This is a genomic window from Rhodanobacter humi, assembly GCF_041107455.1.
In the GTDB taxonomy this organism is placed as follows: domain Bacteria; phylum Pseudomonadota; class Gammaproteobacteria; order Xanthomonadales; family Rhodanobacteraceae; genus Rhodanobacter_A.
This window is the reverse complement of the sequence record NZ_JBGBPY010000001.1, coordinates 96,484-113,764: the sequence shown is the minus strand read 5'-3', so window position 1 is coordinate 113,764 and position 17,281 is coordinate 96,484. Positions and strand designations below refer to the sequence as shown.

Genomic DNA, 17,281 nt, shown 5'->3' with positions numbered 1-17,281 from the left:
AATCTCCATACTTTGCGGAGCTGTTGCGCTAGACCGCACGTTGATGGCTTGCCAACAGATAATACTGGCCGGCGAGTTTGTCATCGCCACTCGATGGTGTGATGCCCATGCTCCGGTGCAAACCCTCTCCTGTGGGATCGGCCGAACTCCTTACTCCTTACTCCTTATGTGAATTCTTGATTCAGCCGATCAGATCTGTCTCCATTGGGCTACTCCACCACAGTTAATAGACCGGCAACCTCCCTCAGTTGCCGCCGAGCTATCATCGTCTCGATCACATCCTCCAGGGCACATCGGACTTGGCTGCTGGTATTCCTGATCCCGAACCCACGCGAGACGGCCTGGATCACCTGATCGCGGGTGGCCCCAAAGCTCCGTTGAACCAGCTGGGACACAGCAGCCTCGATCTCGGTCGGCGGTAACATTTCGGCTTTTCGAAGCGCCGTTGCGGCTACCTCCGAGCGGTCCCGTGGCACTGCCTTCCGGCCCGGGAGTGACAGGAAATCGCCGCGTCGTGCGATCCGCTGCATTTTGGTAGCGATCTCGATGGAGCGCTCTACAGCATCCTCGATACGTCCACCGGCACGCTTCAATCCCCAAGCTTCCCGGATCCGCGTGATGACCTGATCGCGGTGGACAGGGCCTTCGATGCGGACGGCTTCCTCGACCAACTGGGTCAAAATGCCCTGCGGGGCTTCATGAAGATCCACCACCACATGCCGGGGCCGCGTCAGGGTGACCTCCTGATAGGGCACAAACCCAACCTCTTCTCCGCCATCTTCGACGGTTTCGCGCTCCACATAGGGCGCTTCCGTATCCAACTGCACGGTCAGGGTCACCTCTTCCTGGTGCTCGTCATACTCCGCTTTGATGGTTTCGATGCGGTGCACTAGCCGCTCCAACTGCTCACCGGGCCGCTGAAACCAATCGGTGCTCCAGATCCGATGGATGGTCCAGCCATGTTCCTCCAACACCGCTTGGCGCAGACGATCACGGTCCCGTGCCGAGCGCGAACTGTGGTAAGCCGCGCCATCGCACTCGATCCCTAAGAGGAACCGGCCTGGGCGCGCCTCATCTAGGACAGCCAGATCAATGAAAAAGCCGGCGAGGCCGATCTGTGCCTGAATGTCGTAGCCACGCGCCCGCAGCGCACTGGCCACTTGCTCTTCAAACACGCTGTCGTGGTCCCGCCCTGTGACCTCGGCCATGGGCAGTCGTCCTGTCCGTGCGTATTGGAGGAACAGGCGGAAGGCGTAAACCCCCTTCTTGCTGGCCGCGTATGCGGGGTCAATGTCTTCGTCGGTCATGGAGGCGAACACATCGCATCGCTGCTTCGCGCGACTGATCAAGACATTCAAGCGTCGCTCGCCGCCCTCGGTGCCCAGTGGACCGAACCGCATGGGAATCCGCCCGTGAGGAACCGATCGACCATAACCGACCGAAATGAAGATCACGTCGCGTTCGTCGCCCTGGACGTTTTCCAGGTTCTTGACGAAGAATGGCTCGGACCGATGTGCCCTGAAGAAATCCTCGACCTCCGCAGGCAGGCCCCGACGCAACACTTCGAGTTCATCAATGATGGCGCGCCGCTGGGCTGCGGAAAACGCCGCCACGCCAAGCGACAACTTAGGATAGGTCTGGGCATGGGCGATGATCGCCTGCGCGACCGCTTTCGCCTCGATCGGGTTATTGCGCTTGTTGCCGGTGTCGAACAGACCGTCATGGATGTGGTGGAAGCGCAACCCTTGGCCGCCTTGGGCGGTGTAGGGGCTGGGCACGATAAAGAGTTTGTTTTCGTAGAACTGACGGTTGCTGACGGCAATCAGCGACTGATGCCGGCTGCGGTAGTGCCAACGGAGCATGCGGGTGGGCAGGCCCCGGGCCATAAATAGCCCCAGAATGCTCTCGATGTCGGCCACGGCGGCGCCGTCTTCGTCCTCGTCGTCCTCACTGCTTGAGGTCATCTTGGCGAAGAAAGCGGTTGGCGGCAGCTGCTTGGGATCGCCCACCACAACTACCTGCTTGGCTCGGGCGATCGCCCCGAGCGCATCTACTGGCTGGATTTGGCTGGCCTCATCCATCACCAACAAATCGAATTCCATGGCGCCCGGCACCAGGAACTGCGCCACGGACAGAGGGCTCATCATGAAGACCGGCTTGAGCGCCCGTAGTGCTGGAGCAGCGCGTTCGACGAGCTTGCGCACAGCCATATGGCCCTTGCGCTTCTGGATCTCGCCACGCAGGACACCCAGCGGCCCGAGCGCACTGCCATCTCGCGGGGGAACACTTTCGTAGTGCGCCTTCACCACCTGGACGCTCGCCGCGGCGATGCGCTGGCGATCTAGATCCGCAAACTCCTGGACCAGGCGTCCGTGGGTGGCACCATCGAAACGAGCCAGCGCGGGTTGCTGTCGTGCCATGCGAGTGTAGGTCGCCTCGAAATATGCCATTTCGAACGCGGAAGTCACTGTGTCCGGGCTCAGTCGCCCATCCCCCAAGCGGGTCACCAGTTCGCCGCATCCCATGGCGGTGGCCTTGGCCGAACGATCGCGATAGTTCACCCAGCGGAAAAGTTGCTCGTACTCGTGGCTCCAACGCTGAAGGCGCCATGCCAGGGTTTCCAACAGTGCGTCGGAAACGGTCCCGCCCACCGAGGCCTCAACATCGAGATGGAGGTCATCGGTCAAGGCTCTGAAGCTGGCTTGGACGTGCGTCTGAGAAGCAGCGAGCACCTTGGCACGTGGCAACAACGCCTCTCGTTCACGGATCCGGCCCGCCAAGGCACGAATGTCCTGGTTCTGCTCCAACCAGGCTGCGGCCACCTTTAGGTGGTTCCAATCGGAATCTTCCGCTTTCCACGCGTCGTCGAATGCCGCCTGTCCCAAGGCGATCTGATCACGCAGGGTCTGACGATCCCGCTGCCCCGCCTCCAGCTCTTCTAACACCGCACGGATGGCTCCAGCCTCTTGTGCCCCGCTGGTGACCCAGCCATTCGCTGCTGTGTGAGCTGCGGTGTAGCGCAACGCGACTTGCACCAAGACCTGTAGATCCGCACGCTCGACCGAAGCGATGTCACCGAAGAAAGACCCACGGGCACGCCCTAGTTCTTCCCACGCCGCCCGCAAGTCCCGCTCGATCTGCAAGCAGGCCCCCGACAGTTGTTTGGCACGCGCGGCCACTTCAGTCTTTTCCGGACTTCGTGACGCGATAAGGCGGGGCTCTGCACCCAACCCTTTCAGGGACCGCATCCACTCCACCAGCGCCAGGAGAGGTGCCGAGTGGGACCGCACACCGCGCCAGTCGTCTCCAAAGGCACTGCGCCCGAAGGTGTCCTCTCCCTCGATCGCTTTCTTGGCGTTTTGCCCCTTCGCTAAGGTGTCGAGGAGCCCCAAGGTGATCGGCAAAGGCTGGTTCGGAGTAACTAGGACCGAGCCAATTAGACGGTTGGCTGCGCGCCACTCCCCGCTGAAGAAGCGGAAGATGCTGGTTCCACGTGCGGACAAGACAGACCGGGCCGAGGCGAGATCCAAGGACCACGCCATCTCGGTGAGCAGAGACCCAATACTGGCCTTGGCGCCTTCGTAATCGGCCACAGCCTGTGCAAGCTCGCCGGCACGCTCGACACCACCATCCCACAGATCCGAGGCAAAAGTTTCAGGGCTGGCTGGTGGGGCCGCCGCCACCCGCTCACCGATGTGTGCCAAGGTCTGGTAGTCCCCGAGGGAGCTCCCAGGCTCTCGCCCCAACAGGCGAGCCAATGCCGCCGCCTCACCCATCAGGCGGGGGAGTTCATCCGGCAGGCGAGCCAGCCGCTTGAACTGATCCATATTGAAGGCTTCGGGCAGTTCGCCCAACGCGAGCAACGGCTCTTCCAGGTTGGCGTCCCAAGCTGTATCGGCCACCCTCCCCAGGAGAGCCCCGTGTTCTGCGGCGTAACACTCGCCCAGGTTCAACAGTTCAGTGATGGGCCACGAGTTCTGCCAGACCTCATTACCCATGGCTGCCGCGGAAAGCGTCGGCGCGGGAGCAATGCGCTGGAGCAATTCCACCATCGGCGGCACATCCGACAACCGCAGCGGCGCGTCGAGTTCCAACAAGGTAGCGGCTGTGTCGAATTGCTGCCGAGCTGCGGCCATGTGTTCGGAAAGCTTTTGCACGCGCCCAACCAAGCGGTCCGCGTCCATCGGAGAAATTGCGTCCAGGCCCACTCCAACCCACGCATGATCTGCAGGCTTACCGATCTCTGCCACACGATTTGCCAGATCGCTCAACAGGTTCAGGCGGGCCGCAAAGCCGTCGTGTCCCCACTGTTCAGGCGCCTCCAAGCGGATGTCGTTGGGACGCTCGCCCTGTTCCCGCAACCGGACGAGCTGACCCATCACCTGAAACGGAGTCAATCCCGAAGCCGGATCCCGCTCATGAAGCCGTTGCACGTGGGCATTGAGCTTGTCGCGAGCTTCTGTGAGCCGATCAAACAAGCTGCCATGGCTGGGCGCCTTGGGGGCACCCAGCTCCCAGGTGCGCCTCAGCTCTTCGAGCACGGCCCGCTTGCTGGTTTTGTTGCTGTGGAGTTCCAGGCAGGCATCACCCACCCCGCGATCGTCCAGGCGACGCTTCACCACGTCCAAGGCGGCCATCTTTTCGGCCACGAACAGCACGCTTTTGCCGTCCTTGACGGCAGCAGCGATGATGTTGGCGATGGTTTGGCTCTTGCCCGTGCCCGGCGGCCCCTGGATAACCAGGTTCTTCCCCCGCCGCACCTCGTGGATGGCCAGCGCCTGCGAACTGTCGCAGTCCAGGATGTGGAGCATCTCGGCGGGCGGAATCAGTGGATCAATGTTAGCGTCTTCATCCACCAGATCGTCACCGCCAGCAAACCCATCCGCGAGCAAAGACCGGATCAGGGAGTGTTCGCTGATGGCGGCGCCCTTGGGCCATACCGCCGGATCTAGGTCCCGATACATCAGGAATTTGGCGAAGGAGAAGAAGCCCACGGTCATGTGATCGGGCAACACCTCCCAGTCGGTCTTTACCTCAACGCTCTTGCGAACCTGCTTGATGTAGTCGAGCGGTTCGAAGGTATCCGTTGCCTCGAAGGCGGGCATGCGCAGCGCGTGAACCCGATCTAGATAGGCTTCCAGTGACAAGTTCGAGGCGAAGTCGTCCTGCCGAACTTTCAGGTTGAACCGTTCACCAGCATTGCCGCGGTCGAGTTGGACCGGGATGAGAAGCAATGGGGCATAACGGACGTTCTCGGCGTTGTTGGGGTCCACCCACTTCAGTGCGCCCATCGCTAGGAACAGCACGTTGACGCCTTGCTCTTCTTCAAGGGTGTTCGCGTCGAGATAGAGCTCTAAGAGGCGCTTCTGCAGGCCCTTGCTGGTTAGCCGTGTCTGCAGCTTGGTATCGGCATGCCGGCGCAACACACCGCGCTCGTCCGTGCTGTTATCGTCCGGCTGGGCAAGATCCTCGATCTCGTCGGGCTCAACCGCAGGAGCTGCTTTCCCCGCCTTATCGCTTAGAGCATAGTTGGCAGCCACTTCTCCAACTGCTCCCGAGGGTGTTGCCAGCTCCTTGCCTTCGGCAGCGCGTCCCGCCACAAAGGTGAAGGTTTTCCCCTCACGAACCAATAAGCGGAAGATCTCTGCGGTCTTCTCATCGACGATCTCGATCGAACGACCGCCGCGGGCACCTCTGGGCATGTTGAGCAGCCTGTTACGGGCTGAGAGGTCCAGGAGTTCGACCCGGGCCCGCTCTAATTTCTCCGCAAGCGGCAAGTTGCTCTGAAAAAACGCCCGATCTTCTCCAATAGCGGCTGCAGCCACCCCCTGTTCCGCTTCCATTAGACCCTCCCTTTCGCCCCTAAAGCCTGAGACGCAACGCTCGCGCTTCGACATGGACACTCCGTCGGCTCAGTATGGGCCATAGCGAAAGTGTCCGCAGAATCGGGGCAGAACCTGTCGTAGTGCGTTTTGACTGCCATGTCCTTCCCCCTTGGCCGAAACGATACTCCTAGGAGCGCCCATCAATCTGGATGACATGCCCGTCGTGCTTGCGGTTCAAGAGCGCGACGTCGACCTCCTGATCCTCGAAGAGCTCCACGCACCTCCGGCCTTAGCGACGTGGTGTGCGGCGCAGCCCCGTCCCCAACAGCAAGTCCAGTGAGGGCGCGAATCCACGCTCAGCCGTTCTTGGTGTATGAATGGTGCTTCAAGGAACGAAAAGGAGGGGGGCATGGCACTCGTGGATGACATCCTGGCTTGGGCGGGCGGGTTGCCGGCGTGGCAGAGCGATGCGTTACGCCGGTTGTTTCGCAACGGAGCTCTGAGCGTGCAGGATCAGGCCGAGGTTCTGGCTCTGCTTCAAGAGCACCACGGAGGGCCGGCCGCCGCGGTGGCGGCGATCCCGCTTTCGATGGACGATGTGTCGCAAGCCGGCGGCACCGCCACTGTCCGCCTCATCAAGCTCGACCGGCTGGAGAACGTGAACCGCTTTCCTGCAGGCCGGGAGCTAAGCCTGGTACCCGAGGGACTCACCGTGGTCTTCGGTGAGAACGGCGCGGGCAAGTCGGGTTACGCGAGAGTCCTTAAGAACGCTTGCCGAGCGAGGGTTCGACAAGCGGTCCTGCCTGACGCATTCGTGGGTGAACGTCCTCGCCCCATTCCCAGTGCCGATGTGACCTTCATCATCGACGGCGAGAAGGGGCACGTCACCTACACGTGGCGGCAAGGTCAGACTTCGCTGGACGAACTGGGCAACGTGATGGTCTACGACAGTGCCTGCGGCACAGACTATCTGACCCGCGAGGGAGCGTGCGAATACCAGCCCTACGGCCTGCCACACCTCAATCGTCTAGCCACGGCGCAGCGCGAGATGCAGGCAACGATCGAGGCAGAGCGCGGGCATATCCGGCTGAACCGAACGGCTTTCGATGCACTCCTGGGGAACCACGACGTAGGACGGCTCATCGCTAAGCTCGGCAAGGACACCGATTTGGTGCGGTTGCGCGAGTTGGCAACGATGAAGCCAGAGGACGAGCCGCGCATCGAAGAGCTGACGCGGGTGTTGGGCACGATGAATCCGGAACCGGAGGCGCGAGCCGCGGAGCTCTTGGCGAACCGGCTCGACACCGCGGTCACTGCTGTGAAACAAGCCCAGCGCTTTGTCACCGACCGCGCCTTGGATGAAATCAAGGAGCGGCACGACAAGCAGCGGAACACCGAAGCAGTGTTGGCTGTCGCTCAGCGCCGGCTGCACGAAGACCAGCCCGGTGCCGAAGGCTTGCTCCCTGGCACCGGTGATGCTGTGTGGAAGGCCCTCTTCGAAGCCGCGGAGCGGTTCTCCACTAAGAGTGCCTATCCGGGGCACGTACATCCCAACCTCGACGATGGTGCCAAGTGCGTCCTCTGCCAGACACCGCTGGCCGACGATGCCAAGGCGCGGATGGTGCGCTTCGCAAGCTACGTGGCGGAAGACGCTTCGAAGAACGCGCAGGAAGCCAACGCTGTCATGACCCAAACCATGAACGCGGTAGGACAAGCCAACCTCAGCCCAGTGGACCAAACAACACAAGACGAGTTGAAGGCGAGGGACGTTGCACTCTATGACCTGGTGGTAGAGACCACCTCAGCATGGAGCGACCGCCGGCAGTGGGCTCAGAACGCCGTGGCCACGAACGACTGGTCCGCGGAGCGTCCTGTGCTGCCCGCCGGTGATCCTCTGGACGTCCGGCTGACCACCAAGGCAAAGGCATTGCGCGATCAGGCGAAAGACCTTCGAGCGGCGCTCGATCCACAAGCAAAGGTCAAACTGGAACAGGAGCTCGCAGCCTTGCGGTCCCGCGTGCAGTTGGGCAAGCAACTGGCCGAGGTAGAGCAGTTTGTCGAAGACTCCAAGGCGCACAACCACCTGACGGCGTGTCATGGGGGCCTCAACCCCAAGACGGTCTCCCGCCAGATGACCAAGTTGGCCGGCATCTACGTGACAGATGCCTTGGCCGATGGCATGAACGAGGAGCTGGCGAAGTTGGGGCGGCGGCGTAGCGTGGAGCCAGAACTGGTCGGCCGCACTGACGTCGGCAAGACGATGATGGCGTTGAAGGTGGTCGACTGCGACGATCCCGCGAGCCAGGTTCTTTCCGAGGGAGAGCAGCGAGCCATGAGCTTGGCGCTATTCCTGGCTGAGTTGCGCCTTCAAGACCATCGGTCGACCGTAGTGTTCGATGACCCCTCGACATCTTTCGACCACCACCATCGCCGGTGTATGGCACTGCGGCTGGCTGAGCTGGCCAAGGAGCGTCCGGTCGTGGTGTTCACTCACGATGCGGTGTTCTTGGCCGAGATGGGCGGCACAGTGGCTCAGACTGGACAGCCGGTCTTGTTCCAGACCGTCAGCTGGAGTGAAGGGCAAGGGCCCGGGTTTGTCACTCCGGGGCTCACGTGGGAGACCATGGACACCGCTGCCCGGCTCAGCCAGGTGCGGGACCTAGGCGCCGCACTTAAAGGCGTGGGTGACTACCTAGATGAGCCCGCCAAGGAGCGGGTCAAGCTGGCTTACACCAAACTGCGGGGTACGATCGAGCGTGCTGTGCGCGAGGTGTTCTTGAATAACACCGTCCAACCGTTCAGCGACGTCGTTTCGGTCGAAAGCTTCGGCGCGGTAGTCGGATTCCCGCAGGACCAATGGGAGGAGCTCACGCGCATCTACGATCGCTGTTGCGAAGTTACCGACGCCCACGACACCAATGCTGCACACCAGTTGCCAATCCCTCATCCCGACGAGCTGCTGAAGGACATCAATGTGTTTGACGGCTTGTTGGTCGCCGCCCGTAGGCGAGGGAGTGCCTACAGAGGCGAGCGGCAAAAACGCAACGAGGCTCGCAAGAAAGTATTCACAGCGAATGCCGAGCCACGCAGCTAAACAGCAAGGATCTACCGTATGGTCGGCCCTGTTTAAGGGCTCCTAGTCTCGGTAGTTTTTGTCGAAGAGCACGTGGGTCACGAGCGATTGGTCAGCGACATCCCGGACTCGTCGTTGCCGCTTGTCGACCTACCTTCAACGGAGTAGCGCGAATATATGGTGTCCTGAGCTTCCTGTTGTACCTACCCGACAACCGCGCAACGGCGCTCTAGCATTGTGTGCTCTGACAACTGACACGCGAGGTGCCGATGCGTTTTCACCATATCCTGACCGTCTCCGAGAAGGCGCTGACCTCACACCTGGGCGACCGGCTAGCGCTCGAACGCGAGCTCGGTCGGTCTGTGCTTACAGCGTGCCTGGGAGCTTCCCCTGACCAAGCGGGGCCGGAACTGATCGCTCAACGGAAGACCATCGCGAACCAAGGTCTCGTCCGTTACGTGGACGAGTTCGGAAGCCGGGATCTAGCCGTTTTTGTCTGCGATCAGGGGCGCTTGAGGCCCAGCAGCAGTTGTCTCAATAGCTTCGTGTTGACGGAGGCTGCATCCATACTGGACGCCGATCTGAAGCGCCTCAGGGCCAAAGGGCGTTGAGGGTGGCGTTTGTGCAGCCGCTGGGCTTTGTCGAAGCTGATTCAAATTTGCATGGAGCAATGTCGTGAAGCATCCAATCCCACTACATCGTCGCCTCTGGCTGCTGGCGCAGTGGCCCTTCTCCAGCAGCGCGCGTGAGACCTGGTATTTGCTCAGGCGTCCGGCGAATGCACGCCGGTTGCTGCAGTCGATCGAGCAGCTGAAGCGAGGGGAGTTGGTCGAGCGTGATATCGGAGATTTGCTGCGGCGTGAGAAAGGCGAATAGCCAGAAGGCTGGCAAATGCTCGTCGGGTGCTGCAAGCAGTCGAGCAGCTGAAGCGTGAGGAGTTGCTCGGGACGGGATGCACAGGGGCACTGCTCGGATGCGAATCGTCCGCACACTATTCGTTCAGTATGATGCCCGGGTAGGGACTCGAATCGCCGATGGTCTGACTGGCAAGCGCGCCAGCTTGTGTATGTATTTGTGCATGAAATTCTCACGAACTCATAGAAAATCGTTATTTATCAGTGAATTAGTGTTTTAATTGGGTCTCCTCTTGGCACCAATCGCGAGTTTCCGGGGAACCGGAACTTCAGGAAAACCCGCCGCTTGGCGGGTTTTTTCTTGCCCGTATCTGTCAGAAAAACTCACGATATGCCGAACCGGCCAGCTTGACCGTGGCCTGCCGGTTTGGCGGACACGATGCGTAGGTATTGGCTGACAGAGTGCACGGGCGCTGCGTGGCACAGTGCATGGGATCGACGGTTCGGATTCTCCTGGATCGTCGTCGTCCTGCCGCATCGCGGCTCGCGCACAGGGATCGCCTGCATGATGCTTGTCTCGCTCAACCAGACCACCGCGTATCGCTGGAGCATCCGTCGCGGCAACATCGTCTTGTTCCGCGAGTTGCTGCTGGGCCCGGCCATCACGCTGGCGCGGGAGATCGCGCGCGACGAGCATCTGTGCAGCGGGCGTGCCATCTGCGTGGAGATGCTGGGCATCGGCGGCCCGATTCGGCTGGCCTCGTATGCGAGGCCGCCGGTCGATGCGACGGAAGTCTCATCCGGAGATTCCGTGGCGGCCTGAGCCGGATCGATGCGGGCGTTTTGCTTGCATCCTTCCGCGAAGCCGCCTAGTTTCCGTTCGAGGGCAAGGCAGTGGCGCATGCATGCGCCGCGCTTCGCTACATACGGCAACCAGGAGCACCCATCAGGGAGGGCAGGGCATGATCCAGATCGTTCTGATCGACGACCACGAACTCGTGCGCACGGGTTTCCGGATGATCCTGCAGCAGCAGCCGGACATGAGCATCTGCGGTGAGGCGGCGAGCGCGGAGGAAGGCCTGCGCCTGATCCGCAGCCTCAAGCCCGAGATCGCCCTGGTGGACGTGCACATGCCGGGCATGAGCGGCATCGAGCTCACCGAGCGTGTGAGCCGGGCCGAACTGGCCACGCGCATCGTGGTGGTCACCGTGGTGGACGACGGCCGCTTTCCCAAGCGCCTGCTCGACGCCGGCGCCTCGGGTTACCTGACCAAGGGCTGCAGCGCCGATGAGCTGGTGACGGCGGTGCGCCAGGTGGCTGTCGGCCGGCGCTATCTCGCGCCGGCGGTGGCGCAGCAGCTGGCGCTGGCCACGCTGGACGGCAGCAGCTCGCCGTTCGATGCGCTGTCCAGCCGCGAGCTTGAGGTGGCGATGATGCTGGTGCGCGGCAAACCGCTGACGATGATCGGCGAGCAGCTCAACCTGAGCCCGAAGACGGTGTCGACCTACAAGCAGCGGCTGATGGAGAAGCTGCGTGTGGAGCACGTGCTGGGGCTGGCGCACCTGATGACGGCGCACGGCCTGATCGATGCGCCGAACCACCAGGTGGGTGCCTGAGCCCATCACCCGACGGACATCGCAGCCACAAAAAAAGCCGGACGTGAGTCCGGCTTTTTCGTGGCGCATGGTCAGGCGTCAGGGCGCCGCATCGTGTCGGGGCTCTTCCTCCTCAGCTGCTGCGTCGGCGGGCTTCGCCTCGTATGCAGCCGGAGCAGCCGGCGTGTTGGCGGCCTCGTGGCCAAGCAGGTCGCCTTGTCGCGGCTGCACGACGGCAGGCGCGGGCGCGACGTGCCCGTTGAGGGCGGCGAGCGAAGGCTCGGCGTGAGCCGCCGTGTCCACCGACGGGAGCGGAGCGGGAGCCGGAACAGGCGCTGGTGCGGCAGCTTCCTTCGGCGCGACGACCGCTGACGCGGATTCGCGTGCCGGGTTCGCTTCGCCGTCAGCGGTGATGTTCGTCTCGACCGGGCGTGCCACGTCCGTCACCGGGGTGCCCGGCGATGCCGACTTCTCCGGAATCGGCGGCAGCGGCGGCAGGCTGAAGGCGGTGGCGACCGCGGCGGCCAGCGGCGCTTCGGTCAGTACCACGCGCGCGGATTCGGGACGCTCGGCCTGCACCGGCGTGCTGCGGGGCGCAGGCGCGGCGCGCGGCGCGACGGGAGCGGGCGGTGCCGCTGCGACAGTCTCGGCGGCGACTTTGTCGGCCACGGCCGGGCTTGCCGTGTCGACGGGCGAAGGCGTCGTCGCTGGCGTGGGCTCCTCCCCACCGCTGGCATCGGCCTCGTCGCGATCCTCGTCGTCCAGCTCGTTGAGCTGGTCGGCGTTCTCCGGCATGCCGGCGGCGTCCTCGTGGCGACGACGGCGGCGACCGCCACGGCGACCACGGCGACGGCGCGAGGGGTTCTCGGCGTCGCCGGCAGCATCGGCGTTTTCGGGAGCCCCGGTCGCCACCAGTGCGACCAGCTTGGTTTCGTCGACGGACTCGGCGGGTGCGGGCGCAACGGCAGGGCGCGGTGTCGGCGCTTCCGGCTTCGGTGCCGCGACCGCAGCAGGTGCTGGAGTCGTCGCCGGCTTGCGCTCGGCACGTTCCGGCTGAGCGGCCTTGTTGCCGTCCGCGGCGTTGTTCCGCGGCTGCTGCTGGCGTTCCTGCTTCGGCGCCTGCGCATTGGACTGCTGCTGGCGCGATCCGCCCTCGTTGCCCTGCTGGCGGTTGCTGCGATTTTGCTGTTGCTGCTGCTGGTTCGGCTTGGCCGACGGCGTGCCGCCATCGCGGCGCTGGCGGTTGTTGCCCTGCTGCGCATTGCGGTTGCGCTCGTCGCGTCGCGGCTGCTGCGGGCGGTTGCCGCGCGGCTGGCCGTTGTCGTTGGCGCCCGCCGGTGCGGCGGTCGTCGCGGCAGTGGCCGGGGCGGCGGCGCTGTGGCGGAACCAGCCGAACAGGCGCGAGATGATGCCGCCGGTCGGGGCGGTGGCGACCGGCGCGGGTGCCGCCGCCTGGCGGCGCGCCTGCACGGGCTGCGACACGGGGGCGGCCGCTTCCTCGCGCACCGGCGCCGGCGTGGCCGGCACGATGCCGCTGACCGCGGGCTGCTCGTTGCTGCCCAGCGCCTGGCCCATCTTCGGGATCGGCGTCGCTTCGACCGCGGTGAGGCGCTCGTAGCTGGGCTTGCTGTGCTCGCCCATGTCCGCTTCCTTGATCCGCTGGATCTCGATATGCGGCGTCTCCAGCTTGTCGTCGGCCACGATCACCACGTGCGCCTTGTGGCGCAGCTCGATCTCGACCACGCTGGCGCGCTTCTCGTTGAGCAGGAAGTTGGCCACCGTGGGCGGCGCCTGCACCAGCACCTGGCCGGTGTTGTCCTTCATCGCGTGTTCTTCGATCAGGCGCAGGGTGGACAGCGCCAGCGATTCCACGCTGCGGATCTGGCCGTGGCCTTCGCAGCGCGGGCAGACGATCTGGGTGGCTTCACCGAGGCTCGGGCGCAGTCGCTGGCGCGACATCTCCAGCAGGCCGAAGCGGCTGATGCGGCCGATCTGCACGCGGGCGCGGTCGAGCTTCAGCGCGTCCTTGAGCTTGTCCTCGACCTCGCGCTGGTGGCGCGGGCTGTCCATGTCGATGAAGTCGATCACGATCAGGCCGCCGGCGTCGCGGATGCGGCACTGGCGGGCGATCTCCACCGCAGCCTCAAGGTTGGTGTTGAACGCCGTCTCCTCGATGTCCGAGCCCTTGGTGGCCTTGGCCGAGTTGATGTCGATCGCGGTGAGCGCCTCGGTCTGGTCGATCACGATCGAGCCGCCGGAGGGCAGGCGCACCTGGCGGTCGAACACGCTCTCGATCTGGCTCTCGATCTGGTAGCGGTTGAACAGCGGGGTGTCGTCCTTGTACAGCTTGAGCTTGCGCAGCGAGGTGGGCATCACCTGCTGCATGAACTCGCGGGCGTCCTCGTACAGCGATTCCTCGTCGATCAGGATCTCGCCGATGTCGCTGCGCAGGTAGTCGCGCAGGGCGCGGATGAACAGCTTGGATTCCTGGTAGATCAGGAACGGCGCCTTGCGCTTGCTGGCGGCCTCGGAGATCGAGCGCCACAGGGTCAGCAGGTAGTCCAGATCCCATTGCAGCTCTTCGGCGTCACGGCCCAGACCGGCAGTGCGCACGATCAGGCCCACGTCGTCGGGCACGGTGACGTGCTCCAGGGCTTCCTTCAGGGCCTGCCGGTCCTCACCCTCGATCCGGCGCGAGACGCCGCCGGCCTTCGGGTTGTTCGGCATCAGCACCATGTAGCGGCCGGCCAGCGAGATGAAGGTGGTCAGCGCGGCACCCTTGTTGCCGCGTTCCTCCTTCTCGACCTGCACGACGACTTCCTGGCCTTCCTTGAGAAGGTCGCGGATGCCCGACTTGTGCGGGTTGAGACCGGGGGTGAAGTACTGGTCGGCGATTTCCTTCAGCGGCAGGAAACCGTGGCGTTCGGCGCCGTAGTCGACAAAGCAGGCTTCAAGGGATTGCTCGACGCGGGTGATGCGGCCTTTGTAAATGTTGGCCTTTTTCTGCTCGCGGGAGGGGATTTCGATGTCTAGGTCGTAGAGGTTCTGGCCATCGACGATGGCCACGCGCAACTCTTCACGCTGAGTTGCGTTGATCAACATGCGCTTCATTGTAGTTTTCCTCAGCTCGCCCGCGCGTCGCGTGCCGCGGTGGCGCCGGGATGGCGGCCTGCCGGGGATCGCGCCGCTGCGGTGGAGCGGCTCATGTGACGGCGCCGTTCCCGGCGCCCGGATTGTTCGGTCAGCTGCGTCAGTCGTGCCGTGGCCGTGAGGCTTCGGGCAAACGGCGGCCCGAACCGTTACGATGAAAGGGAGTCGCGACCGCTGCCTGGGAGTCATCCCTTTGGCATACGGCGCAATCCTCGCCGGCGTGACGGGCGGGGCCCCGGCCCGAACCGGGGTCGGTGGGCAGGGATTGACGCCGCCCGAGTATCCTATTTCGACAGGTTTTTTTCAATGCAGACGGCAACTTCCCGCGACGTACCTCACGGTGTGCGTCAAGTCGCGATCGGCCCCGAGCGGGACGGCCAGCGGATCGACAACGCGCTGGCGACCCTGCTCAAGGGCGTGCCGAAAAGCATGATCTACCGCCTTTTGCGCACCGGCCAAGTGCGCGTGAACGGCAAACGGGCCAAGCCGGATACGCGCTTAAGTGACGGCGACATGCTGCGAATTCCGCCGATCCGGGTGGCTGAACGCCCGGAGGGACGGGAGGCGCCGGATGCATTGGTCTCGTCGGTTGCCGAGACGGTGATCTTCGAGGACAAGCACTTCCTGGTGATCGACAAGCCCTCGGGTATCGCCAGTCACGGCGGCAGCGGGGTGAGCCACGGGGCGATCGAGCTGCTGCGCGCGGCGCGCCCGCATGAGTCGCTGGAACTGGTGCATCGCCTGGATCGCGATACCAGCGGCGTGCTGGTACTGGCCAAGTCGCGCGCGGGACTGGTTGGCCTGCAGGCGGCGATCCGTGCCGGCGAGGTCACCAAGCAGTACCTGTGCCTGATGGTCGGCCATCCGTCCAAGGCGAAGTTCGACGTCAACGCGCCGCTGCGCAAATCCGTCCTGCAGGGCGGCGAGCGGATGGTGCGGGTCAGCGAGGACGGCAAGCCGGCATTGACCTTCTTCCGCGAGATGGAGCAATACCCCGGCGCCCGCCTGATGCAGGCCACGCTGGGCACCGGCCGCACCCACCAGATCCGCGTGCATGCCGCCCATGTCGGCCATCCGCTGGCGGGCGATCCGAAGTACGGCGACCGCGAGATGAACAAGCGTTTCCGCGAAATGGGGTTGCAGCGGCTGTTCCTGCACGCTGCGCATCTCAGTTTCGAACTGGACGGGCGCCTGTACAGCTTTTCCGCGCCGCTGCCGGATGACCTCAAGACCTTCCTCGACGTGCTGGCGGTGAAGGGCAAACATCTGCCGTACATCCAGGCCGCGGCTAAAGAAAGAAACGGGCGCTGACCTCCAGCGAACGCAGCAGGCCGCCCACCAGACCGGCTTCCACCAGCAGGGCGCAGACCGCATGCGCCGCAGCGACCGGCAGCAGCGCGCGCGCGCGTCGGAAGCACCACGCCCACCACAGCTCGGCCAGCAGGCAGAGCTGCATCAGAATGCCGTTCGGCGTGTGCATCAGGGCGAACACGAGGGCGGCGAGCAGCACGGCAAAGGCCGGGTGCAGTCGGCCTCCTTCGAGGCGGCGCAGCACCACGGCCAGCATCAGCCATTGCTGCAGGATCGCCCACAGCAGGTAGGTCAGCACATGGCCTGGCGTGGGTGCCGTGCAGTGTCCGCCGTACCCGGCGATCAGCAGCAGGGTCGGCGGCAGCAGGGCGAACGGCATCAGCCAGGCGCGCCAATCGCCCAGCCAGTGCCAGTCGGCCGGGCGCTGCCGCCACTCGGCCTGCGCCGCGAACAACAAGGCGCCGGCGAAGCACAGCAAGCCGGGCAACGACAGGCGCAGGCCCAGCCGCAGGCCGATGACCAGCCACAAGGGCCCGGCCAGGCAGGCGGCGAGTTCCAGCCAGCGGCGCCGACGCAGGCGCGGCGACCACCAGGCCAGCCCGGCCAGCGCCAGCAGATAGCCGATGGTGCCGACCCACGCCAGCCAGCCACGGTTGCCGGATTCGCCCGCGGTCATCGGCGTGTCGCCATGCGGAAGAATCAGGGCGCCCGGCCGCTGCCACCAGACCAACTGGCGCAGGGCCAGTTGCGTCTCGGCCGAGGCGCCGGTCGGCAGGGCGATCCAGGGCGCGGCCGGCAAGGCGGGATCGGCGAGTTGCCGCGAGGCCACCGCGGGATCGGGCGACAGCTGCAGCGAGGGCCGTGTGGGTGCGGGCAGGGGAGCCTCGCGACCCAGCGCCACTTCGTCCAGATGCAGCGACGCGCCGGCGGGCAACGCCAGCTGCAGCCGCAGCATCTCGATGCGTTGTGGCGCAGCGCAGCTGCTGCCGTCGGCAGCCTGCCAGTGCAACTGGCGCAGATCGATCACGACGCGCAGCGGGCCAGCCGCGATCGGTGCGTCCTGCCAGCCGAGGCAACCCGGTTGCCCCAACCGTGGCCGCCATGTCACGCCCAGCCGGAACGGCGCATCGGCTTCGCCGTGCAGCGCCAGCAACGGCCAGTGACCCGGATCGAGCATGCCGCTCACCGGCAGGCCCAGTTCGAACGGCGTGCCGTCGCGACTGCGGATGCGCAGGCCATCGCCGGCGCGCTGCACGTCGGCGGCGCCGAAGGCGCGGCCGGCGACGAGGTCGTGCGGCTGGCGCAGCCGCCACTGCCACAGCGGCTGGCCATGCTCGATCAGGGCCAGTTGCCGATCCGCCGTGTGTTGCAGGTGGCCCGCGGTGATGCGCGCGGCCAGTCCGCGCAGACCGGACAGCAGCAGCGCCACCAGCAACGCGAAGCCTGCGGCGGCCAGCCAGCGGCGCATCGTCG

The 17,281-nt window shown here is 64.5% G+C and carries 8 protein-coding genes; 5 read left to right on the top strand and 3 right to left on the bottom strand.

The window, feature by feature from the left end; all coding sequences use genetic code 11:
• Window positions 1-209: 209 nt before the first annotated feature.
• The gene (locus AB7878_RS00485; protein WP_369492485.1) at window positions 210-5,843 is read right to left on the bottom strand and encodes a DUF3320 domain-containing protein; all 5,634 of its coding nucleotides are present in this window, start codon (window positions 5,841-5,843) and stop codon (window positions 210-212) included.
• A gap of 391 nt (window positions 5,844-6,234) precedes the next feature.
• Here AB7878_RS00485 and AB7878_RS00480 point away from each other — a divergent pair, with 391 nt between their 5' ends.
• The 4 genes from AB7878_RS00480 (at window position 6,235) to AB7878_RS00465 (ending at window position 11,368) form a co-directional block, all read left to right on the top strand.
• Window positions 6,235-8,919, top strand: a complete 2,685-nt coding sequence (locus AB7878_RS00480) for an AAA family ATPase (protein ID WP_369492484.1) — start codon at window positions 6,235-6,237, stop codon at window positions 8,917-8,919.
• A 654-nt stretch (window positions 8,920-9,573) separates the two neighbouring features.
• A complete protein-coding gene (locus AB7878_RS00475; RefSeq protein ID WP_369492483.1) occupies window positions 9,574-9,774 on the top strand; it encodes a type II toxin-antitoxin system Phd/YefM family antitoxin in 201 nt (66 codons plus the stop codon).
• A gap of 543 nt (window positions 9,775-10,317) precedes the next feature.
• A complete protein-coding gene (locus AB7878_RS00470) occupies window positions 10,318-10,575 on the top strand; it encodes a hypothetical protein (RefSeq protein ID WP_369492482.1) in 258 nt (85 codons plus the stop codon).
• Between the two features lie 139 nt (window positions 10,576-10,714).
• The gene (locus AB7878_RS00465; RefSeq protein WP_369492481.1) at window positions 10,715-11,368 is read left to right on the top strand and encodes a response regulator; all 654 of its coding nucleotides are present in this window, start codon (window positions 10,715-10,717) and stop codon (window positions 11,366-11,368) included.
• 78 nt (window positions 11,369-11,446) lie between these two features.
• Here AB7878_RS00465 and AB7878_RS00460 read toward each other — a convergent pair whose 3' ends face one another.
• Window positions 11,447-14,458, bottom strand: a complete 3,012-nt coding sequence (locus AB7878_RS00460) for an Rne/Rng family ribonuclease (protein ID WP_369492480.1) — start codon at window positions 14,456-14,458, stop codon at window positions 11,447-11,449.
• 345 nt (window positions 14,459-14,803) lie between these two features.
• Here AB7878_RS00460 and AB7878_RS00455 point away from each other — a divergent pair, with 345 nt between their 5' ends.
• On the top strand, window positions 14,804-15,808 hold the full coding sequence (locus AB7878_RS00455) for an RluA family pseudouridine synthase (protein WP_369495692.1): 1,005 nt from the start codon (window positions 14,804-14,806) through the stop codon (window positions 15,806-15,808).
• On the opposite strand, the gene AB7878_RS00450 is transcribed toward AB7878_RS00455, so the two are convergent.
• The gene (locus AB7878_RS00450; protein WP_369492479.1) at window positions 15,786-17,276 is read right to left on the bottom strand and encodes a CPBP family intramembrane glutamic endopeptidase; all 1,491 of its coding nucleotides are present in this window, start codon (window positions 17,274-17,276) and stop codon (window positions 15,786-15,788) included. The two genes, AB7878_RS00455 and AB7878_RS00450, sit on opposite strands and share 23 nt — an antisense overlap.
• Window positions 17,277-17,281: the final 5 nt, after the last annotated feature.